The sequence below is a fragment of the Bacillus sp. Bwzl_19 genome (assembly GCF_054900515.1).
This window is the reverse complement of sequence record NZ_CM142729.1, coordinates 2,053,642-2,075,119: the sequence shown is the minus strand read 5'-3', so window position 1 is coordinate 2,075,119 and position 21,478 is coordinate 2,053,642. Positions and strand designations below refer to the sequence as shown.

25 protein-coding genes are annotated in these 21,478 nt (G+C 46.7%); 24 read left to right on the top strand and 1 reads right to left on the bottom strand.

The annotated features are described in order from the left end of the window. The first annotated feature begins 108 nt into the window (after positions 1–108). The 24 genes from ACW5MY_RS10960 (at position 109) to lysA (ending at position 20,296) form a co-directional block, all read left to right on the top strand. Positions 109–1,098 (top strand): type I asparaginase, encoded by a 990-nt coding sequence (locus ACW5MY_RS10960; protein ID WP_013352757.1) that lies wholly within the window; start codon positions 109–111, stop codon positions 1,096–1,098. Positions 1,099–1,135: 37 nt separating this feature from the next. Further along, positions 1,136–2,563 (top strand): aspartate ammonia-lyase, encoded by a 1,428-nt coding sequence (aspA, locus tag ACW5MY_RS10955; RefSeq protein WP_003153322.1) that lies wholly within the window; start codon positions 1,136–1,138, stop codon positions 2,561–2,563. Between the two features lie 141 nt (positions 2,564–2,704). After that, positions 2,705–4,111, top strand: coding sequence for a Na+/H+ antiporter NhaC (nhaC, locus tag ACW5MY_RS10950; RefSeq protein ID WP_013352756.1), 1,407 nt, complete (start codon positions 2,705–2,707; stop codon positions 4,109–4,111). A 12-nt stretch (positions 4,112–4,123) separates the two neighbouring features. Further along, complete coding sequence (locus ACW5MY_RS10945) at positions 4,124–5,437, top strand: NAD-dependent malic enzyme (RefSeq protein ID WP_013352755.1); 1,314 nt, start codon at positions 4,124–4,126, stop codon at positions 5,435–5,437. Positions 5,438–5,549: 112 nt separating this feature from the next. Continuing rightward, positions 5,550–5,840 carry a hypothetical protein gene (locus ACW5MY_RS10940; RefSeq protein WP_013352754.1) on the top strand — a complete coding sequence of 97 codons (291 nt, stop codon included), beginning with the start codon at positions 5,550–5,552 and terminating at the stop codon, positions 5,838–5,840. Between the two features lie 54 nt (positions 5,841–5,894). Then, positions 5,895–6,122 (top strand): hypothetical protein, encoded by a 228-nt coding sequence (locus tag ACW5MY_RS10935; RefSeq protein WP_462061608.1) that lies wholly within the window; start codon positions 5,895–5,897, stop codon positions 6,120–6,122. A gap of 75 nt (positions 6,123–6,197) precedes the next feature. Further along, complete coding sequence (gene spoIIM / locus ACW5MY_RS10930; protein WP_013352752.1) at positions 6,198–6,842, top strand: stage II sporulation protein M; 645 nt, start codon at positions 6,198–6,200, stop codon at positions 6,840–6,842. A 112-nt stretch (positions 6,843–6,954) separates the two neighbouring features. After that, positions 6,955–7,404 carry a ferric iron uptake transcriptional regulator gene (gene fur, locus ACW5MY_RS10925; RefSeq protein ID WP_013352751.1) on the top strand — a complete coding sequence of 150 codons (450 nt, stop codon included), beginning with the start codon at positions 6,955–6,957 and terminating at the stop codon, positions 7,402–7,404. Between the two features lie 114 nt (positions 7,405–7,518). After that, on the top strand, positions 7,519–7,746 hold the full coding sequence (locus tag ACW5MY_RS10920; protein ID WP_013352750.1) for a YqzK family protein: 228 nt from the start codon (positions 7,519–7,521) through the stop codon (positions 7,744–7,746). A 7-nt stretch (positions 7,747–7,753) separates the two neighbouring features. Further along, positions 7,754–8,644 carry a site-specific tyrosine recombinase XerD gene (gene xerD, locus ACW5MY_RS10915; RefSeq protein ID WP_013352749.1) on the top strand — a complete coding sequence of 297 codons (891 nt, stop codon included), beginning with the start codon at positions 7,754–7,756 and terminating at the stop codon, positions 8,642–8,644. Positions 8,645–8,813: 169 nt separating this feature from the next. Then, positions 8,814–9,998 (top strand): phosphopentomutase, encoded by a 1,185-nt coding sequence (deoB, locus tag ACW5MY_RS10910; RefSeq protein ID WP_041481654.1) that lies wholly within the window; start codon positions 8,814–8,816, stop codon positions 9,996–9,998. Between the two features lie 11 nt (positions 9,999–10,009). After that, the gene (locus ACW5MY_RS10905) at positions 10,010–10,828 is read left to right on the top strand and encodes a purine-nucleoside phosphorylase (protein WP_013352747.1); all 819 of its coding nucleotides are present in this window, start codon (positions 10,010–10,012) and stop codon (positions 10,826–10,828) included. 136 nt (positions 10,829–10,964) lie between these two features. Next, positions 10,965–12,134, top strand: a complete 1,170-nt coding sequence (locus tag ACW5MY_RS10900) for a D-alanyl-D-alanine carboxypeptidase family protein (protein ID WP_013352746.1) — start codon at positions 10,965–10,967, stop codon at positions 12,132–12,134. Positions 12,135–12,229: 95 nt separating this feature from the next. Next, the gene (spoIIAA, locus tag ACW5MY_RS10895) at positions 12,230–12,583 is read left to right on the top strand and encodes an anti-sigma F factor antagonist (protein WP_013352745.1); all 354 of its coding nucleotides are present in this window, start codon (positions 12,230–12,232) and stop codon (positions 12,581–12,583) included. After that, complete coding sequence (spoIIAB, locus tag ACW5MY_RS10890) at positions 12,580–13,020, top strand: anti-sigma F factor (RefSeq protein ID WP_003153347.1); 441 nt, start codon at positions 12,580–12,582, stop codon at positions 13,018–13,020. Before spoIIAA ends, spoIIAB begins: the two co-directional genes overlap by 4 nt. Positions 13,021–13,031: 11 nt before the next feature. Beyond that, positions 13,032–13,799, top strand: coding sequence for an RNA polymerase sporulation sigma factor SigF (gene sigF, locus ACW5MY_RS10885; RefSeq protein WP_003153348.1), 768 nt, complete (start codon positions 13,032–13,034; stop codon positions 13,797–13,799). Positions 13,800–13,925: 126 nt separating this feature from the next. Continuing rightward, positions 13,926–14,546 carry a stage V sporulation protein AA gene (locus ACW5MY_RS10880; RefSeq protein ID WP_013352744.1) on the top strand — a complete coding sequence of 207 codons (621 nt, stop codon included), beginning with the start codon at positions 13,926–13,928 and terminating at the stop codon, positions 14,544–14,546. Then, a complete protein-coding gene (locus tag ACW5MY_RS10875) occupies positions 14,536–14,961 on the top strand; it encodes a stage V sporulation protein AB (RefSeq protein ID WP_003153350.1) in 426 nt (141 codons plus the stop codon). Before ACW5MY_RS10880 ends, ACW5MY_RS10875 begins: the two co-directional genes overlap by 11 nt. A gap of 12 nt (positions 14,962–14,973) precedes the next feature. After that, a complete protein-coding gene (gene spoVAC, locus ACW5MY_RS10870; protein WP_007612334.1) occupies positions 14,974–15,426 on the top strand; it encodes a stage V sporulation protein AC in 453 nt (150 codons plus the stop codon). 11 nt (positions 15,427–15,437) lie between these two features. Further along, positions 15,438–16,454, top strand: a complete 1,017-nt coding sequence (gene spoVAD / locus ACW5MY_RS10865; RefSeq protein WP_013352743.1) for a stage V sporulation protein AD — start codon at positions 15,438–15,440, stop codon at positions 16,452–16,454. Beyond that, positions 16,455–16,805 carry a stage V sporulation protein AE gene (gene spoVAE / locus ACW5MY_RS10860; RefSeq protein ID WP_013352742.1) on the top strand — a complete coding sequence of 117 codons (351 nt, stop codon included), beginning with the start codon at positions 16,455–16,457 and terminating at the stop codon, positions 16,803–16,805. It abuts the gene before it with no gap. A gap of 3 nt (positions 16,806–16,808) precedes the next feature. Continuing rightward, positions 16,809–17,417, top strand: coding sequence for a stage V sporulation protein SpoVABEA (spoVAEA, locus tag ACW5MY_RS10855; protein WP_088030539.1), 609 nt, complete (start codon positions 16,809–16,811; stop codon positions 17,415–17,417). Beyond that, a complete protein-coding gene (locus tag ACW5MY_RS10850; RefSeq protein WP_014470027.1) occupies positions 17,371–18,852 on the top strand; it encodes a spore germination protein in 1,482 nt (493 codons plus the stop codon). The genes spoVAEA and ACW5MY_RS10850 overlap by 47 nt, the downstream gene beginning before the upstream one ends. A gap of 124 nt (positions 18,853–18,976) precedes the next feature. Next, complete coding sequence (gene lysA, locus ACW5MY_RS10845; RefSeq protein ID WP_014470028.1) at positions 18,977–20,296, top strand: diaminopimelate decarboxylase; 1,320 nt, start codon at positions 18,977–18,979, stop codon at positions 20,294–20,296. 46 nt (positions 20,297–20,342) lie between these two features. Here lysA and ACW5MY_RS10840 read toward each other — a convergent pair whose 3' ends face one another. Further along, on the bottom strand, positions 20,343–21,242 hold the full coding sequence (locus ACW5MY_RS10840) for a DUF1002 domain-containing protein (RefSeq protein ID WP_013352738.1): 900 nt from the start codon (positions 21,240–21,242) through the stop codon (positions 20,343–20,345). Positions 21,243–21,478: the final 236 nt, after the last annotated feature.

Genomic DNA, 21,478 nt, shown 5'->3' with positions numbered 1-21,478 from the left:
GAATAATAATCACTTGATTAATTTCATTTGTCTGTCTATAATTTGATTAAAAGTATGCGAAAAGCGAATGCTTAAAACATCTTGAGAAATGATGAAGAGGTGCAGGGTATGAAAAAATTATTGCTGTTAACAACCGGAGGAACAATCGCCTCAGTCGAAGGAGAAAACGGGCTTGCACCCGGAGTGAAAGCAGATGAATTGTTAACCTACGTATCAAAACTTGATAACGATTACACGATGGAAACCCATTCGTTAATGAACATCGACAGCACAAATATGCAGCCTGAATATTGGGTCCAAATAGCTGATGCTGTCAAAGAAAAATATGACGCTTACGACGGGTTCGTCATTACACACGGTACAGACACAATGGCTTATACATCAGCGGCATTGTCTTATATGCTTCAGCATGCTGATAAACCGATCGTCATTACGGGTTCGCAAATCCCGATTACATTTCAAAAAACCGATGCCAAAAAAAATATCACGGACGCGATCCGCTTCGCATGTGAAGGTGTGGGCGGCGTATATGTCGTATTTGACGGCAGAGTCATTCAAGGCACCCGCGCCATTAAATTAAGAACGAAAAGCTATGATGCATTTGAGAGCATTAACTATCCGTATATCGCGTTTATTACCGAAAACGGAATTGAATACAATAAACACGTGCACTTGCCGGAAGACGATGCCTTTACGGTGAATACTTCACTTTGCACGGACGTGTGTCTCCTCAAGCTCCATCCGGGACTTAAACCGGAAATGTTTGACGCGTTAAAAGGCATGTACAAAGGAATCGTCATTGAAAGCTACGGCAGCGGCGGCGTACCGTTTGAAGGTAGAGACATTCTCGCCAAAGTCAATGAAATGATTGAAAGCGGCATTGTCGTTGTCATTACGACCCAATGCCTTGAAGAAGGAGAGGACATGAGCGTCTATGAAGTCGGACGAAGAGTCAATCAAGATCTCATTATCCGCTCCAGAAATATGAACACAGAAGCCATCGTGCCGAAATTAATGTGGGCACTCGGCCAGTCTCACAATTTGGCTGAAGTTAAAAGTATTATGGAGACACCGATCGCAGACGACGTAGTACTGTAAAAATATGACCAAGACAAAGAGAAAGTAGGGTTTTAGCATGACAAACGCGCAAAAAGAATATCGTCAGGAAAAAGATTTCCTTGGAGAAAAACAAATTGAAGCTGATGTGTATTACGGGATCCAAACGCTGCGCGCAAAAGAAAACTTTCCGATTACCGGCTACCGCATCCATGAAGAAATGATTAATGCGCTCGCCATCGTCAAAAAAGCGGCGGCGCTAGCCAATATGGATGTAAAACGGCTGTATGAAGGAATCGGAAACGCGATTGTCCAGGCCGCAGACGAAATTCTTGAAGGAAAATGGCATGACCAATTCATCGTCGATCCGATCCAAGGCGGAGCCGGAACGTCCATGAACATGAATGCCAACGAAGTAATCGGCAACAGAGCGCTTGAAATCATGGGCCATAAAAAAGGTGAATACATTCACCTCAGCCCGAACACACACGTCAATATGTCACAATCGACGAACGACGTGTTCCCGACAGCGATTCATATTTCTACCTTAAAACTTCTTGATAAGCTTCTTGATACGATGGCGCATATGCTGAGTGTCTTTAAAGATAAAGCGAAACAATTTGATTCCGTCATTAAAATGGGACGCACACACCTTCAGGACGCTGTGCCGATCCGTCTCGGACAGGAATTTGAAGCATACAGCCGCGTGCTTGAGCGTGATATAAAACGAATTAAACAATCCCGCCAGCATCTCTATGAAGTAAACATGGGAGCAACGGCCGTAGGTACGGGACTTAACGCTGATCCGCGCTACATAGAACAGGTTGTGAAGCACCTTGCTGACATCAGCGGACTGCCGCTTGTCGGCGCAGGCCATTTGGTTGATGCCACACAAAACACCGATGCGTATACGGAAGTTTCAGCTGCGTTGAAAGTATGCATGATGAACATGTCTAAAATCGCCAACGATCTGCGCTTAATGGCTTCAGGCCCGCGCGCGGGACTTGCGGAAATTTCCCTGCCCGCCCGTCAGCCGGGATCATCCATTATGCCGGGGAAAGTCAACCCTGTAATGGCAGAGCTTATCAACCAAATCGCCTTCCAGGTTATCGGGAATGACAATACGATCTGCCTCGCTTCAGAAGCGGGCCAGCTGGAGCTTAACGTAATGGAGCCGGTACTCGTATTTAACCTGCTGCAATCCATCAGCATTATGAACAACGGTTTCCGCTCATTTACCGATCATTGTCTGGCGGGAATTGAAGCCAACGAAAAACGCCTGAAGCAATACGTGGAAAAAAGCGTCGGCGTCATTACAGCGGTCAATCCGCACCTTGGGTATGAGGCGGCTGCGCGAATTGCCCGTGAAGCAATCATGACGGGGCAATCTGTAAGGGATCTCTGCCTTCAAAATGATGTATTGACAGAAGAAGAATTGGATATCATTTTGAATCCATATGAAATGACAAAACCGGGGATCGCTGGAAAAGATCTTTTGGAAAAATAAATTTTTAAGCAACAACAGCCGCCTTTTCACGTTTTTTGGTGAATAGGCGGTTGCCATACAAAGGGATGAGGCAGTATAGTATAATTTGTTATATTATTTGATGAAAGCGTTTTAGCTTTTTTCTTCTAGGGGGATTTTCTTGTGAAAGAGGTCAGATTGCCAAATTTATTGGAAATTATCATCTTATTATTCGGGTTTTTAGCGCTTGTTTTATCATTTACGGTGTTTTTAGACCTGCCGATCCAGCTTGCTCTGTTTATATCCTGGTTTATTGCTATTATTCTCGGAGTCAGGCTGGGCTATTCATATAAAGACTTGCAGTCCTCTATTGTCACCGGGATATCGAACGGTCTTGAAGCGGTTTTGATTCTTGTTTCGGTCGGTGCGCTTATCGGAACATGGATTGCCGGCGGGGTTGTGCCGACTTTAATTTATTATGGTTTAGAGTTTATTAATCCTCATGTTTTCCTGCTTGCTACACTGGTTATTTGTTCCATTATGTCTGTTGCGACCGGAACGTCTTGGGGAACGGTGGGAACGGCGGGAATCGCAATGATGGCCATCGGAGAGGGAATGGGCATACCGCTTCCGATCGTAGCGGGAGCCGTTTTGTCCGGCGCTTACTTCGGGGACAAGCTTTCACCGCTGTCTGACAGTACGGTGCTTGCCTCCACGCTTTCTAAGGTGGATGTGCTGTCACACGTCAGAGCGATGATGTATCTGTCAATTCCGTCCTATATTATTACGGCCATTCTTTTTACCGTAACGGGATTTATATACGGCGGAAAAAATATTGATCTTGATAAAGTTGAATTCTTAAAATCTTCATTGCAGAAAACGTTTGATATTCATATATGGATGCTCATTCCGGCTGTTATCGTCGTTGTCCTTCTGATTTTGAAAAAGCCGTCTATGCCCGTCATCGTCATCGGAGCTTTGCTTGGCGCAATCTGGGCCTCTGTGTTTCAAGGAATGAATTTTGCCAGTGCCATCGCGACTGCTTATAATGGTTTTTCCATTAAAACGGACGTCGAATTTCTGAATGGCCTGTTAAACCGCGGGGGTATCACCGGTATGCTGGATACGTTGGTCGTTATCCTGTTCGGTCTCGGTTTTGGAGGAATTCTTGAAAAGCTCGGCGTATTAAAAGTGATTGTCTCAACTTTTGAGAAAAAACTGACCACACCGGGAAATGTAACGCTTTCGACGTTGATCGTCGCTCTTTTAGGAAACATTTTCGGCTGTGCGATGTATGTGTCATTGATTCTGACGCCAAAAATCATGGAGAACAGTTATGATAAACTGAAACTTGACAGAAGAATTTTATCCCGGAACGCAGAGGTGGGCGGTACGCTTACTTCAGGGATGGTGCCGTGGTCTGACAACGGAATTTATATGGCCGGCATTCTCGGAGTATCCACATTTTCTTATCTGCCGTTCATGTGGCTCAGTTTCGTGTCTATCGGACTGGCAATATTGTACGGATACACTGGAAAATTCATTTGGTATACGAAAGAAAAATCCATGCAATCTCAAAAATTGGGTTAGGAGGTTCATTTCATGATTACAAAGCATATGATTCGGACTTTAATGATTGAAACGCCGACTGTTCCCGGAAATCTCGGAAAAGTGGCAACCGCCATCGGAGTGATGGGCGGAGATATCGGGGAAGTTGAAACCGTAAAAGTCGGCCCGAACTACACGATGCGCAACATTACGGTGCAGGCCGAAAATGAGGAGCAACTGCAGGAAATCATTCAAGCCATTGAAGCTCTCGGTGAAGGCATCCGGCTTCACACAGTCTCAGATGAAGTGCTCTCTGCCCATGAAGGCGGGAAAATTCAGATGAAGAGCAAAATGCCGATCCGAACATTGGCTGAGCTTGGCCGTGTTTATACACCGGGCGTCGCTGATGTGTGCAGACTGATCGAAAAGGAGCCTGAAAAAGCGTCCATCTATACGACAATCAGCAATTCTGTCGCCATTGTCACCGACGGTACTGCGATTCTCGGTCTCGGCAATATCGGCTCTGTCGCCGGAATGCCCGTAATGGAAGGGAAAGCAGCGCTTTTTGACCAGCTGGCAGGCATCAGCGGAATTCCGATTTTGCTCGATACTTCCGATCCGGAAGAAATCATTCGCACGGTAAAACATATTTCTCCGGGGTTCAGCGGAATTCTGCTTGAAGATATCGGTTCGCCTCACTGCTTTGACATTGAGGACCGCCTGAAGGAAGAATTGGACATTCCGGTTATGCACGATGACCAGCACGGCACGGCAGTCGTCACTCTCGCTGCCGCCATTTCCGCTTGTAAAAGCGCCGGCCTTGATTTAAAAGAAGCGAAGGTCGGACAGATCGGTCTCGGCGCGGCAGGCGTCGCCATCTGCCGCATGTTTATGGCATACGGGGTCAAAGCGGTCTGCGGAACGGACAAGTCGGAAGACGCAATGAACCGCCTCGCTCAATACGGAGGTCAGCCGCTCGGAAGCATCAAGGATTTAATGGACACGTGTGACATCGTGATCAGCACTACCGGAGTTCCGGGTCTAATTAAAAAAGAAGATGTCAGAAAGGGACAAGTTATTCTGGCCTTATCTAACCCGAAACCGGAAATTGAACCGGAAGAGGCATTACAAGCCGGAGCCGCCTATGCAGCCGACGGCCGTTCAGTCAATAATGTTCTCGGCTTCCCGGGTATTTTCCGCGGCGCGCTGAACGCTAAAAGCAAGAAAATTGACCATGAAATGCTTGTGGCGGCCGCAGAAGCCATCGCCTCTTGCACGAAACACGGTGATCTCGTGCCTCAGCCTTTGGACGCGGACGTGCATCGGGCCGTATCAGCAGCCGTAGAACGGGCCGCGGCGGGAAAATAAATAATGCTTGCAGCACCGGATATGTGTCCGGTGCTGTTTTTTTATATGAATAGGAAGCGGAATTCTTTGGCAGGCTAACAGAAAGCAAAAGACGGAGTAAAGAGGTGTCAATGTGGATTATTTTCCGCTGATCCATACAAATATTTGGGATGCTGTGATCGGCGTGCCGATCGTCTTATGCGTCACACAGCTGATCAAAGTGTTCTGCCGGGTTCCTGGCATATTCGTTCCTACGATTGCCCTTGTTGTCGGAAATGTTGTGTCTATCGTTTTCGGTCACCACGAACACGTGTATGCGGGGATTTTTATGGGATTCTTTTACGGATACGCCGCGATCGGGAGCTTTTCATCTGCCAAAACGTCTCTGCGCGCTTACCGGACGAAACATAAGCCGTATTCATGAACGCACTTGGATTTTTTTGTTATGATAGAGAAAAGGAAAAGGAGCGATCGGCACATGGCGAAGAGCAAAGCGAAAAAAATGCGGGAGCATCTCAGAAGAAACGGAATGCGTGACGCAGTCTTGTCAAGGGGGGAGGTGCCGTCCTTCAGCACGCATGAAAGAGTGACAAAAACGAAAAAAGACAGGCTGGAAAGAATAAAACATAAAAAAAGGAACCCCTGTGATCACCGGAGTGATGACGGGGGTTCTTTTTTTATGCCGGAATCTCGCGCCTTTCTATGATTCTCTGTCATGTTTTCTCTTTTCTTTCATACAATCTACTAAATCAAGTCAATAGATTAGCGGGAGGAAAGCGGTATGAGAAAACAATCGTACAAAGAACTGTTTTTTCGCCATGTAAAGGATCATCTGTCACTTTATATATTTGTGTTCGTTTTGTTTTTAATGGGCGTCATTTTCGGCGCAATCATTGTCAACAGCATGACCATCACGCAGAAAGAAGATTTGTATTACTATTTAAGCAAGTTTTTCGGACAGCTGTCTGACGGAAAACATGCGGGCTCTTCAGAAATGTTTTGGCAGGCCGTCTTTCATGATGTAAAATATTTGGGTCTGATGTGGATCCTCGGCATTTCCGTTATCGGTCTTCCGGTTATTTTCATTATGGTGTTTTTGAAAGGAATCGTCGTCGGCTTCACGGTCGGATTTTTAGTGAATCAAATGGGGATGAACGGATTTTTCCTGTCATTCATTTCGGTGCTGCCGCAAAACATCGTTCTCATTCCGGCATACCTTATCATGGGGACATGCTCCATCGCTTTTTCGCTGAAACTGATCCGGCAGCTGTTTGTCAAACGCAGCCTTCATGACGCGCCGATCCAATGGTTCGGACGCTACGCCTTCGTGCTGATTCTTATCGTGTTCTTCTCAGTCATCGCTTCGCTGCTGGAAGCCTACGTGTCTCCGGTGTTTATGGAAAAGCTGTCATCGCGCATATTTTAGAATGATTATCACAAAATAATACTTTTATTTATCAGTTTATAATAATTATAGTTGGAACTCTCCGCGTATTTTGTTATAATGAGTCATGGAATGCGGCGTAGGAGGGAAAGACATGGAAAACCGTATTGATCGAATTAAAAAGCAGCTGCACTCGTCAAGCTACAAGCTTACGCCACAGCGTGAAGCAACGGTAAGAGTGCTGCTTGAAAACGAAGAAGACCATTTAAGCGCAGAAGATGTATACCTCCTCGTAAAAGAGAAATCTCCTGAAATTGGTCTCGCTACAGTATACCGTACATTAGAATTATTAACAGAATTAAAAGTCGTTGATAAAATTAACTTCGGGGACGGCGTATCCCGCTACGACCTTCGCAAAGAAGGCGCAGCCCATTTTCATCATCACTTGGTGTGTATGGAGTGCGGAGCCGTCGATGAAATTGAAGAAGATCTGCTTGAAGACGTTGAAGAAGTGATTGAACGTGATTGGAAATTTAAAATTAAAGATCATAGATTGACTTTTCACGGAATCTGCCACCGCTGCCGCGAGGATGAAACAGAATAAAAGCCTATGAACCTTTTCTGTCAGGAAAGGGTTTTTTGCTGTTTTTATGTATAAAAGCCTTTGAAATTGGCATAAGGTGTACTAACAGCCGCCAAAGAAAGGATCGATCGAAAGATGGGCAGATTCATAAAAACAGCCGCGGATACGATCAAAGTGTTTATTCTGTTCACAGGTTTTACCGCACTGTTCTATTATGCTATGATATGGGTGAATTCAGAGTATGAAAACTATCATCGGTACGATAAACCGGAAGGCTCCGCCGTCAAAGTGGCCAAAACGGAACATGAGGAGAAAGACGGCTGGTTCGGCCGATTGATCTTTTTTTACCAAAACGGGGAGTAGATCAAGAGTGAAGGATCAAATTAAGGATTTCATCCATTATGTGAGGGTTGAAAGAGGGCTGTCCCAAAATACGATGATGTCCTATGAGCGTGATCTGAAAAGTTATTCTCTCTTCTTAACTGAAACCCTTCAGATCACTTCATGGAATGATGTGACCCGTCTTCATATTATTCAATATTTAAAGCATTTAAAGGACTCCGGAAAATCCGGTAAGACGTCTGCCAGACATTTGGCGTCGATCCGGTCTTTTCATCAGTTTCTGTTAAGGGAAAAAGCCGCGGATAAAGATCCTTCGGTACATATTGAAACACAAAAAACAGAGCGGGCGCTTCCAAAAGTGCTGGCGCTGCAAGAAGTAGAGCGGTTATTGGACACGCCTAAGCTTGACAGTCCGTTCGGTCTCAGGGATAAAGCCATGCTTGAACTGCTGTATGCAACGGGTATCAGGGTCAGCGAGATGATCGAGCTGAAATTATCTGATGTCCATTTGACGATGGGATTTGTCCGCTGCTTCGGAAAAGGGCGGAAAGAGCGGATTGTGCCCATCGGTGAAGCCGCCTCCCATGCGATCGAAGCGTACATTGAAAAAGCCAGAGGGAAATTATTAAAGAAAAACGTGACCGAAGCACTTTTTCTGAATCATCACGGCCGCCAGATCAGCCGGCAGGGATTCTGGAAAAACCTGAAAAAAATCGCACTTGAGGCGGGCATTAAAAAAGAACTGACACCGCACACGCTCCGGCACTCTTTTGCAACGCACCTGCTTGAAAACGGGGCGGACCTGCGCGCCGTACAGGAGATGCTCGGACATGCCGATATTTCCACGACGCAAATTTACACGCATGTGTCGAAAACAAGGCTGAAGGACGTGTACAAGCAGTATCATCCGCGTGCTTAGGAGCCGCTGCCAGAGGGGCTGCGGCTTTTTTCTGTCGGATTGGCGGAATACAGAGAAGGTTCTTATTATTTGAATGGGCATTGTCAATAAGAATGTAAACGGTTTATACTTGAGTTGTCTGACCTCTGTAAGCTACAATGGACAGATGGAAGAAAAGGAGGCTTTTATGATGTCTGAATACAAATATAAACGTGTATTTTTGATCGTAATGGATTCTGTCGGAATCGGTGAAGCGCCGGACGCGGCCGATTTTAATGATATAGGCGCAAATACGCTCGGACATATCGCAGAGCACATGAACGGTTTACATATGCCCCATATGGCTCAGCTCGGTCTCGGACTGATCGGAGACATTAAGGGAGTGGAAAAAACGGAGCACCCTCTTGCGTACTACGGTAAAATGCAGGAGGCGTCAAACGGGAAAGATACGATGACAGGCCACTGGGAGATTATGGGCCTTTATATTGAAAAACCGTTTAAAGTGTTCCCGGAAGGATTTCCGGATGAGCTTCTTCAGGAGCTTGAGCAGCGTTCGGGACGGAAAATCATCGGAAATAAGCCGGCTTCAGGAACGGCGATTCTGTACGAGCTCGGTAAAGAACATATGGAAACGGGTGCGCTGATCGTTTATACATCAGCAGATTCCGTTTTGCAGATTGCGGCTCACGAAGATGTCGTTCCGCTTGACGAGCTGTACAGCATCTGTGAGACGGCCAGAGAACTGACGCTTGATCCGAAATACATGGTCGGCCGGATTATCGCAAGACCGTTCGTCGGAGAACCGGGCAGCTTCACGCGTACGCCGAACCGCCATGATTATGCCCTCAAACCGTTCGGCCGCACGGTAATGAACGGAATGAAGGACAGCGGATTTGACGTCATTTCCATCGGCAAAATTTCTGATATTTATGATGGAGAAGGCATTACCTCGTCACGCCGCACAGTATCTAATATGGACGGCATGGACAAAGTCATTGAAACGATCGGCGAAGATTTTACGGGTCTGAGCTTTGCCAACCTCGTTGATTTTGATGCGCTGTACGGACACCGCCGTGATCCGGAAGGGTACGGAAAAGCGCTTGAGGAATTCGACGCGAGGCTTCCGGAAGTGTTTGAAAAAATGAAAGAAGACGACCTGCTCATCATTACGGCGGATCACGGCAACGACCCTGTCCATCACGGGACAGACCACACGCGGGAGTATGTGCCGCTTCTTGTCTACAGCAAAAAGCATAAGCACACTGAACAACTGCCGCTTGCGGATACATTTGCCGATATCGGCGCAACCATTGCGGATAATTTCAAAACAGAAAAGCCGGAATACGGAAAAAGCTTTTTATCAAGATTACAGTAGGGGGACTTTTTTTGAAACAAAAGATCGAACGTGCTGCTGCATTTATTAAAGAACACGTGAAAGAAACACCGAAGATCGGTCTGATTTTAGGGTCAGGGCTCGGAGTATTGGCAGATGAAATTGAAGGAGCTGTTAAGCTTACATATGAAACGATTCCTGATTTTCCGGTCTCAACGGTAGAAGGCCATGCCGGCCAGCTTGTGATGGGTACGCTTGAAGGTGTACAGGTTATCGCGATGCAGGGCCGCTTTCATTACTATGAAGGCTACTCAATGGATCAGGTAACGTTTCCCGTCCGCGTGATGAAGGCGCTCGGCGTTGAATCTCTCATCGTGACGAACGCAGCCGGCGGTATCAACACTGAATTCCGCGCCGGTGATTTGATGATTATTACCGACCATATCAACTTTACGGGCACCAACCCGTTAATCGGACCGAACGAAGCTGAATTCGGAGTCAGATTCCCGGACATGTCAGAAGCCTATGACAAAGAGCTGTCAAACTTGGCTGAAAAAACGGCGGATGAGCTTGGCATTCCGGTTCAAAAAGGTGTGTATACAGCTGTTACGGGACCATCTTACGAAACGCCGGCAGAAGTTCGGTTTTTAAGAACGATGGGATCTGACGCTGTCGGCATGTCGACTGTGCCGGAAGTTATCGTCGCAAACCATGCCGGTATGCGAGTTCTCGGCATCTCATGCATTTCCAACGCTGCGGCCGGTATTCTTGACCAGCCGTTATCCCATGATGAAGTGATGGAAATGACGGAAAAAGTAAAAGGCGGCTTTTTGAAGCTTGTAAAAGCCGTAGTCGCACGATCTCAAAAATAAATAAACATCAGGCAGCTGTTTCTTCGGGAGCAGCTGTTTTTTTGTGCCCTCAAAACGAAACATTTTCCAGATGAGGCGTATAAAACCACCGGGCTTGGAAAAAATAAAAAGGATTATGAAATGGAGGGCTTTGGAGATGAAACGTCTTATATCCACTTTGTTGATTGGCATTTTATTAACCGCATCGGCACCGTCCGCTTTTGCAAAGCCGGACGGAAAACATACATCGGAGCTCGCTCATGAAGCCAAAAGCGCCGTGCTGATTGAACGCGATACGGGAAGCATTCTTTACAATAAGAACAGCCGGGAGCGCCTGGCGCCGGCAAGCATGACAAAAATCATGACCATGCTTTTAATCATGGAAGCGCTTGACAAAGGAAACATTAAGATGAGCGATAAAGTCAGGACGAGTGAACATGCCGCGTCCATGGGCGGCTCGCAGATTTTCCTTGAACCCGGAGAGGAAATGACGGTAAAAGAAATGCTCAAAGGAATTGCGATCGCTTCCGGAAATGACGCATCTGTCGCGATGGCAGAATATATCGCCGGTTCGGAAGAGGATTTCGTCAGCCGGATGAACAAAAAAGCAAAAGAATTGGGATTGAAAGATACCTCCTTCAAAAACCCGACAGGCCTGCCTGAAAAAGGCCATTACAGCTCTGCTTACGACATGGCAAAAATGGCGAAGGAATTATTGAAGTATGACAAAATCACTCAATTTACGGGAACGTATGAGGATTATTTAAGAGAAAATACAGACAAAAAGTTCTGGCTCGTCAATACAAACCGGCTGATCAAATTTTATCCGGGTGTAGACGGTGTGAAAACCGGCTTTACAGGCGAAGCGAAGTATTGTTTAACTGCCACCGCTAAAAAAGGCAATATGAGGGTCATCGCAGTCGTTTTCGGAGCCAGCACTCCGAAAGAAAGAAATGCCCAAGTGACAAAAATGCTTGATTATGCCTTCAGCCAGTTCAAAACACATCCATTGTATAAACGGAATCAAATCGTCGGATCGGTCAAAGTCAAAAAAGGTAAGCAGAAACTGATCAAGCTGACCACGTCTGAACCGATTTCCCTTTTAGCCAAAAAGGGGGAGAATATGGACAAAGTTAAAAAAGAAGTGAAAATCAACAGCAATGTAACGGCTCCGGTTAAAAAAGGAGAGGTGCTTGGCAGCCTCGTTCTGAAAAAAGACGGAAAAGTGCTCGTTGAAAGCCCCGTCACGGCAAAAGACGACATGGAAAAAGCGGGTTTTCTCACTTTTCTGAAGCGGACGATGGGAGATTGGACAAAATTTAAATAATCGTGGCGAATGGGCACTAGTTTTGTCATAGTGAAGGAATTGCTTTCCCGAAAATCGAAACACTCATTATCCGATCATATCAAGGAGGAATGAGCATGAGCCTTGGAATTGACTTTCATGTCAAAGAATCCGTGCTTTGTATTCGATTAACAGGTGAACTTGACCACCATACGGCAGAATCATTAAAACAAAAGGTGACTGAATCGCTGGAGGCTGACGGCATCCGTCACATCGTGCTGAACCTTGAAGATCTTTCCTTCATGGACAGCTCGGGCCTCGGCGTGATTTTAGGACGTTATAAACAAATTAAACAGCTCGGCGGAGAAATGGTCGTGTGCGCGATTTCGCCTGCGGTGAGACGTCTGTTTGACATGTCGGGCCTGTTTAAAATTATCAGGTTCGAACAATCAGAACAAAAAGCGCTTTTAACGCTGGGGGTGGCATCATGAAAAACGAGATGCATCTTGAATTTTCAGCCCTCAGTCAGAATGAATCGTTTGCGCGTGTAACGGTTGCTTCTTTTATCGCACAGCTGGACCCGACGATGGACGAGCTGACGGAAATCAAAACCGTCGTATCAGAAGCGGTAACAAACGCGATCATCCACGGCTATGAAGAAAACTGCGACGGAAAGGTGTACATCTCCGTCACGCTGGAGGATCACGTCGTCTATCTGACCATACGGGATGAAGGCCTCGGGATCACGGATCTGGAGGAGGCGCGCCAGCCGCTCTTTACGACAAAACCCGAGCTTGAGCGCTCCGGAATGGGCTTTACCATTATGGAAAACTTCATGGATGATGTCACGATTGATTCCTCGCCGGAGATGGGGACGACGATACGCTTAACAAAACACCTATCAAAAAGCAAAGCGCTTTGTAATTAAGGAGATTTGTTATGGATGTGGAGGTTAAGAAAAACAGCAAAAACGCGCAGCTCAAGGACCATGAAGTCAAAGAATTAATCAAAAAGAGCCAAGAGGGCGACCAGCAGGCAAGAGACCTCCTCATAGAAAAAAACATGCGTCTTGTGTGGTCTGTCGTGCAAAGGTTTTTAAACAGAGGCTATGAGCCGGACGATCTGTTTCAGATCGGCTGTATCGGATTGTTAAAATCCGTTGATAAATTCGATTTGTCCTATGATGTCCGTTTTTCAACTTATGCCGTGCCGATGATTATCGGAGAAATCCAGCGCTTCATCCGTGATGACGGAACCGTCAAAGTGTCAAGATCTTTAAAAGAACTGGGCAATAAAATCCGCCGGGCGAAAGATGAGCTGTCAAAAACATACGGAAGAGTGCCGACCGTTCAGGAAATCGCGGATCATTTAGAAATTGATGCGGAGGATGTGGTGCTTGCGCAGGAAGCGGTGCGGGCGCCTTCATCCATTCATGAGACGGTATATGAAAATGACGGAGACCCGATCACCCTGCTCGATCAGATCGCCGATCATTCAGAAGAGAAGTGGTTTGACAAAATCGCCCTCAAGGAAGCGATCAGTGATTTGGAAGAACGGGAAAAACTCATTGTCTATCTGAGGTATTACAAAGACCAGACCCAGTCGGAAGTAGCCGAACGGCTCGGGATTTCACAAGTCCAGGTATCGAGGCTGGAGAAAAAAATATTAAAGCAGATTAAAGTGCAGATGGATCATACGGAAAGCTGACCTTTTACGGGCCGGCTTTTTTTATTTGTGCACAAGTGGTAATTTATGGTCTTTTGCCGCTGATGAATGAGAACAAAAGTGAACCACATACTACATATATAACCACCCGAAAGATGGTGATGCAAGATGGAAAGACGAATATTCCTCAGACTTCGCCACCGCGTGAAGGCTCATACCGGAGATATCATCACAGTCGGCGACGCCGCGCAGATCGCGGGACAGCAAAAGCTGAAAAAAAAACTGTCGGCACTGCCGCTGTATCAGATCACGAAAAAAGACAAAAATATCGTAGTGCTGGACATTATAAAAGTGCTGAAGGCCATTCATACCGCTTTTCCCGCTCTTGATGTACAGACCGTCGGCGGCGCTGAAACGATAGTGGAAATTCATTACCAGAAAAAGCAGCTGTCAGCCGTTTTGTTTGTCGGTGTCTGGCTGCTGCTTTTTATCGGTTCATGTCTCGCCATTATGAATTTTCATGAAGATGTGAGTATGAGAGAAGTTCATATCGCCTTATATGAAATCATAACGGGCAGACGGAATGAATATCCGTATCTGCTTCAGATTCCGTACAGTATCGGCCTCGGTCTCGGTATGATCGTCTTTTTCAATCACATCTTCAAAAAACGCCTGAATGAAGAGCCAAGCCCGCTGGAGGTCGAGATGTTTAATTATCAGCTTGATCTCGATCATTATGTCGCAATGCACGAAAATGAAGAAACGATGAAAGATCTGCATGATCGTTAGCATTCTTTTCGTTATATTTGTCGGGCTTGGCGGCGGGCTGACCGTGGGAGCGGGCTTTGTGGCTTTTTTAACCGTTATGGGAATCGTCCCCCGCCTTATGCAGCTGACAAAAACAATGCGCTTTGTACAGGCCTACGAAGGGGCTGTTATTTCAGGGGCTGTGTTTGGCGGCTGGGAAACCTTAAATATGAATCATTTTTTTTTATCTGAATGGCTAGCCGTTCCGGTCGGGCTTTTGGCCGGCATGTTTATCGGCATGCTGGCCGCCGCGCTTACAGAAGTGCTGAATGTGCTTCCCATTCTTGCCAAACGGATCGGCTTCGGCAGCAAAATCATCATTTTGCTGATGGCCATTGTGTTCGGCAAAATAGCCGGCTCTTTATTTCATTGGCTGTATTTTATCCATCATTCATAAGGAGGAACAGACGTGACAAACTTAAAAGAAAATTACAAAACAAAAGTGAAAGACTATCAGCCGAAACCGCCATATGTCTGGAATTGTGTCAAAGCTTTTCTGATCGGCGGTTTGATCTGTCTGATCGGGCAGGCTCTTCAAGATTTTTACATCCACTTTTTTAATTTTAACGAAAAAACAGCGGGCAACCCGACGTCCGCCACTCTTATTTTAATTTCAGCCCTGCTGACCGGATTCGGCATTTATGACAGACTCGGTCAATTTGCCGGAGCGGGTTCAGCCGTGCCGGTGACGGGATTTGCAAACAGTATGACAAGCGCGGCTCTGGAACACAGAAGTGAAGGGCTTGTGCTCGGAGTGGCGACAAACATGTTTAAATTGGCGGGAAACGTCATTGTATTCGGCGTCGTGGCGGCCTATATCGTAGGCCTGATACGGTTTGCTTGTGAAAAACTGTTTTCATAGGAGGAGAAAAAATGAAATTGACCGGAAAGCAAACCTGGGTGTTTGAAAACCCGTTATTTATAAATGCGGCGGGGACGGCAGCCGGACCGAAAGAAAAAGACGGCCCGCTCGGCTCGCTGTTTGATAAGACATACGATGAAATGCATTGCAATCAGAAAAACTGGGAAATGGCGGAACGTCAATTAATGGAAGATGCCATCAACTCCGCTTTGCAAAAACAAAACCTGAAAAAAAGCGATATTGATTTGTTGCTCGCAGGTGATCTTTTAAATCAAAATGTGACGGCCAATTACGTCGCAAGACATCTGAAAATTCCGTTCCTCTGTCTGTTCGGCGCCTGCTCGACGTCAATGGAAACGGTTGCCGTCGCATCCGCACTCATTGACGGCGGTTTTGCGAACAGGGCGATTGCGGCCACGAGCAGCCATAATGCGACGGCAGAACGGCAATTCCGTAATCCGACGGAGTATGGCGGGCAAAAACCGGATACCGCCACTTCAACGGTTACGGGGGGAGGGGCGGTCATCATCAGCCAAAACCCTTCTGATATCAAGATTACAAGCGCGACAGTGGGAAAAGTAAGCGACCTCGGGATTACAGACCCGTTTGATATGGGCTCTGCCATGGCGCCCGCTGCTGCAGATACAATCAAACAGCACCTGAAGGACTTGAACCGTACGGCGGATGATTACGATCTGATTTTAACGGGAGACCTTTCAGGCGTCGGCTCGCCGATTTTAAAAGATTTGCTTAAAGAAGAAGGCTATCCCGCCGGAACGAAACACGATGACTGCGGTCTTCTCATCTATACGCCGGATCAGCAGGTATTTGCGGGCGGAAGCGGCTGCGCCTGCTCCGCGCTTGTTACGTACACACATATTTTTAATCAATTAAAAGCGGGGTCTCTCAACAGGGTTCTCGTTGTCGCGACAGGAGCGCTTTTAAGTCCGACAATGATTCAGCAGAAGGAAACCATTCCGACCATCGCCCACGGTGTGGTATTTGAGCGAGCGGGAGGTGCATCATAAATGGAATATCTGTTGGCTTTTGTTTGCGGAGGAATCATTTGTATTATCGGTCAGCTGCTGCTGGACATTTTTAAACTGACACCCGCCCATGTGATGACAACTTTTGTGGTCATCGGCACCTTATTAGACGGGTTCGGCATTTATGACAAATTTATCGAGTTCGCAGGCGCGGGCGCGACGGTTCCCATCGTCAGCTTCGGACACAGCTTATTGCACGGCGCCATGCATCAAGCTCACGAGCATGGATTTATCGGGATCGGCATGGGGATTTTTGAACTTACCTCCGCCGGCATATCTTCAGCGATTTTATTCGCATTTCTTGTGGCTGTTATTTTTAAACCGAAAGGATAATGTCTGATGACGAAACGGAAAGTCATCCTTGTGACAGACGGGGACGTATACGCCGCCAAAACGATTGAATATGCCGCGGAAAAAACAGGCGGACGGTGTATTTCCCAATCAAAGGGCAATCCTTCAACCAGAAGCGGTCCGGAACTTGTTCAGCTGATTAAAACCGCGCCGAATGACCCGGTGTTTGTCATGTTTGACGATTCGGGCCTGCAAGGTGAAGGACCGGGCGAAACGGCGCTGAAATATGTCGCCTCACATCAAGACATTGAAGTGCTGGGAGTGATTGCGGTCGCTTCTAAAACCCATCAGGCTGAATGGACGAAAGTAGATGTCTCCATTGACCGTGATGGAGAAGTGACGGAGTTTGGCGTCGACAAAATCGGAATGAGAGAAATGGACGAGCACAGAATGAACGGAGACACGGTGTATTGTCTTGACAAACTGGACGTTCCCCTCATTGTAGGCATCGGCGACATAGGAAAGATGGGAAGAAAAGATGATATATCCAAAGGCTCGCCGATTACGATGAAGGCTGTCGAATTCATTTTAGAAAGGAGCGAATATCATGCCGGAAAAACCGGAAAACATGATAAAAGTATACCGGGATCCTAGAAAAAATGAACAATTTTTTAAAGACCGTGTCGGTATGGGGACGAGCTATGATGTCGGCGTCCGCAAAGTTCAAGTTTTAGGCCGGGAAGTCCAGATTTACTTTGTCAACGGGTTAACCGATACTTTGTTTATCATTCATTTAATAGAGCAGCTCGTCGATGTCAATAATTATGACGAGAACGCGGATGAAGCGATTGATGTCGTTGAAAACAGGCTCGTCAATCAGCAGGTCCAAAAAGTGAAAACACTCGACGAAGCAACGGATCAAGTGCTTTCCGGACTTGTCGCCGTTATCGTTGAAGACGCCGGCTTCGCTTTCGTCGTCGACGTCAGGAATTATCCCGGACGCACGCCCGAAGAACCGGATACAGAAAAGGTCGTGCGCGGGGCAAGAGACGGTTTTATAGAAAGTATCGTCATTAATACAGCGTTGATCAGAAGAAGAATCAGAGACGAAAGGCTCCGCGTCAAAATTACGAAAGTCGGTGAGCGCTCTAAGACCGATCTGGCCATTGTGTATATAGAGGACATCGCGGACCCTGATCTTGTCAGCATCGTCGAAAACGAAGTGAATGCGATTGACATTGACGGGCTGACGATGGCTGATAAAACGGTGGAAGAATTTATCGTCAAGCAGGGCTACAACCCGTTTCCTATGGTCAGATACACAGAACGCCCGGATGTGGCCGCCAATCATATTTTGGAAGGTCACGTCATTATCGTCGTCGATACGTCACCGAGCGTTATCATAACGCCCACAACGATTTTTCACCACGTTCAGCATGCGGAAGAATACAGGCAGGCTCCTTCTGTCGGGACATTTTTAAGATGGATCAGGTTTTTTGGTATTATTGCTTCAACTGTCCTGCTTCCGATTTGGTTCCTGTTTGTTCTCGAACCGTCTCTTCTGCCAGAAAGATTGGATTTTATCGGCTTAAATAAAAATACGCATATCCCGATCATTCTGCAAATCTTTTTGGCCGATCTGGGCATTGAGTTTCTCAGGATGGCCGCGATCCATACGCCGACCGCTTTATCGACCGCCATGGGGCTGATTGCGGCGGTGCTGATCGGACAAATCGCCATAGCGGTGGGGCTGTTTTCAGCCGAAGTGATTTTGTACGTATCGATCGCCGCCATCGGATCATTCACAACGCCGAGCTATGAACTCAGCCTCGCCAATAAAATGATGCGTCTCATCTTAATGATTCTCGTGGCCATTTTCAAAGTGAAAGGCTTTGTTATCGGCTTTACATTGCTGCTGATCGTAATGGCGAGTATCCGCTCATTTCATACGCCGTATTTATGGCCGTTTTTACCATTTAACGGCAAGGCGCTGTGGCAGGTGCTCGTCCGGACGACAGTGCCGGGAGCAAAAGTCAGACCGAGCATTGTTCACCCGAAAGACCGTCAAAGACAGCCAAGCGGTTCATAATCGCATTGAAACCGACAGAAGATTATGATATTGTATGTCTTAACTTATACGGGACCTGTATAAGGACAGCTCAACAAAAGCTGTCCTTTTCACCCATATGCGGATCAGAAAGAGGGAATGAGCATTGTTCTTACATGGCACAAGCAGACAAAACAAACTAGGTCATCTGGAAATCGGAGGTGTGGATGCGCTGTATTTAGCGGAGCATTACGGCACGCCTCTTTATGTTTATGACGTGGCTTTAATACGTGAGCGCGCTAAAAGCTTTAAACAGGCATTCATTGACGCGGATTTAAAAGCGCAGGTCGCATACGCGAGCAAGGCATTTTCTTCCGTTGCAATGATACAGCTCGCTGAGCAGGAGGGGCTTTCATTGGACGTTGTGTCCGGCGGAGAGCTGTTTACGGCGGTTTCGGCCGGTTTTCCGGCTGACCGGATACATTTTCACGGCAATAACAAAAGCAGGGAAGAATTGCAAATGGCGCTCGATCATCAAATCGGCTGCATCGTCGTTGATAATTTTCATGAAATATCCTTACTTGCGGAACTGTGCCGCAAATCAGGGCGCGCCATGGATGTGCTTCTGCGGATCACCCCGGGGGTAGAGGCGCACACGCATGATTATATTACGACGGGGCAGGAAGATTCCAAATTCGGTTTTGATCTGCATAACGGGCAAATAGAAAAGGCGATTGAGCAAGTATTACAGTCAGACCATATCCGTCTTCTCGGCGTTCACTGCCATATCGGATCGCAAATTTTTGATACGGCGGGCTTTGTCCTGGCCGCGGAAAAAATCTTTGCAAAACTGAATGAATGGAGAGAATCATTCGGCTTTGTCTCTGAAGTGCTGAATTTAGGAGGAGGCTTCGGCATCCGCTACACAGAAGAGGATGAACCTCTTCATCCCGCCGTCTACGTGGAAAAAATTATTGAAGCGGTAAAAGAAAACGCAGAACTGTACGCTTTTGACATTCCGGAAATTTGGATTGAACCGGGACGTTCGCTCGTCGGAGACGCCGGAACGACGCTTTATACCATCGGTTCGCAAAAAGAAGTGCCCGGCACCCGTAAATATGCAGCCGTTGACGGAGGCATGAGCGACAATATCCGTCCTGCGCTTTATCAGGCGAAATATGAAGCCGTATCGGCAAACAGAATCTCAGAACACCATGACACAACGGTATCCATCGCGGGTAAGTGCTGTGAAAGCGGAGATATGCTCATCTGGGATATAGACCTTCCGGAAGTGAAAGAAGGCGATCTGCTCGCCGTTTTCTGCACGGGGGCATACGGATACAGCATGGCTAACAACTATAACCGCATTCCGCGTCCCGCGGTTGTATTTGTGGAAGACGGCGAAGCGCATCTTGTCATTAAAAGAGAAACCTATGAAGACATTGTCAAGCTGGATCTGCCGTTTAAGACGGGAGTCAAACAATAAACAAAAAAAGAGACCGGGACGATACAGTCCCGGTCTCTTTTTTGTTTTAGCTGTTAGAACTTGATCCGCTGTCTCCTGTAAATACAGACACGATCGCATTCCAAATCGACGCGAAGAAATCAATGACTTTTTGAATAAAGCTTTTGCCTTCGTCGGATTGAATGAACTTTGTGATTTTGTCTTTAGCCTTATCAAGCTGATTGCCGACTTGGCCCCAATCAATCTTGGCATTTTTCATTTTATTAAACAATGAAACAAGCTGGTCTTTTTGAGCGTCAGTCAGTGTAATGTTAAGGTTTGATGCCGCATCATCGACTTTTTTCTCGATTCCTTCTTTTGTATCGGGCACACCGTTTTTCGCGAAATCGTCTTTAATGTTTGCGATAAGCGCGGAGGCGTTTTTATCTCCGATTTTATCTCCGAGTTTTGATGTTGTGACAAGCTCTTGGTTGGCGACTTGTTTTACATCTTCTGAAATCGCTTTGTCTGATGAAACTTCATATGCCTTAATGACCCCTGTTAATGCAGCGGTTCCTGATACTTCAAACGGCGCCGTTACGTATACTTTCGCATCTTTCACGCCTGCTGTCATCAGGGCGTTTAAGTACATTTCATCCGTAATGGAATCGATGTTATGGGTTTGGACGTCAAGCCCGGACCCTTTCTTTTCCACCGTGATGGATGATGAAGAAATGGCTCTTGTGCCGATTTGGGCATTCGATATATATTTTCCCAGATATTCATGTTCTTCTTTATTAGTGACCGTCACTTTTGTCGCGTTGTCAGGAACATTTAATTCGTCAAGCACTTTTTGACGGTCTGCGTTTGACAGATCTGCTCCCAGTGTGACGATGACATCTCCGACTGCGGCATCGGCCAGGCTGATCTTCGGTATTGTGCACAATACAACGGCCGCCGCCAGCAATCCAATCCACATTTTTTTCAAAGCGGTTAACCTCCTTCTTTTCACAAATGCCGTTTTGAAGCGGTTTGTGAGGCCCTGCGTGAAGCAGTTCCGTTACATAGACGGCTGTGAAGCTGTTCTGGTTTCATTTTCTTTCTTTGGAAGCTGGGAGATTCGTTTTCCGGCTGAAGGTATGGTATAATAAGCCGCGAAAAGAAGAGCAGACGCATCTTCCTTCAAAAGAATATCAAAAAGAAAGCCGGCTTACAATTGAAAAT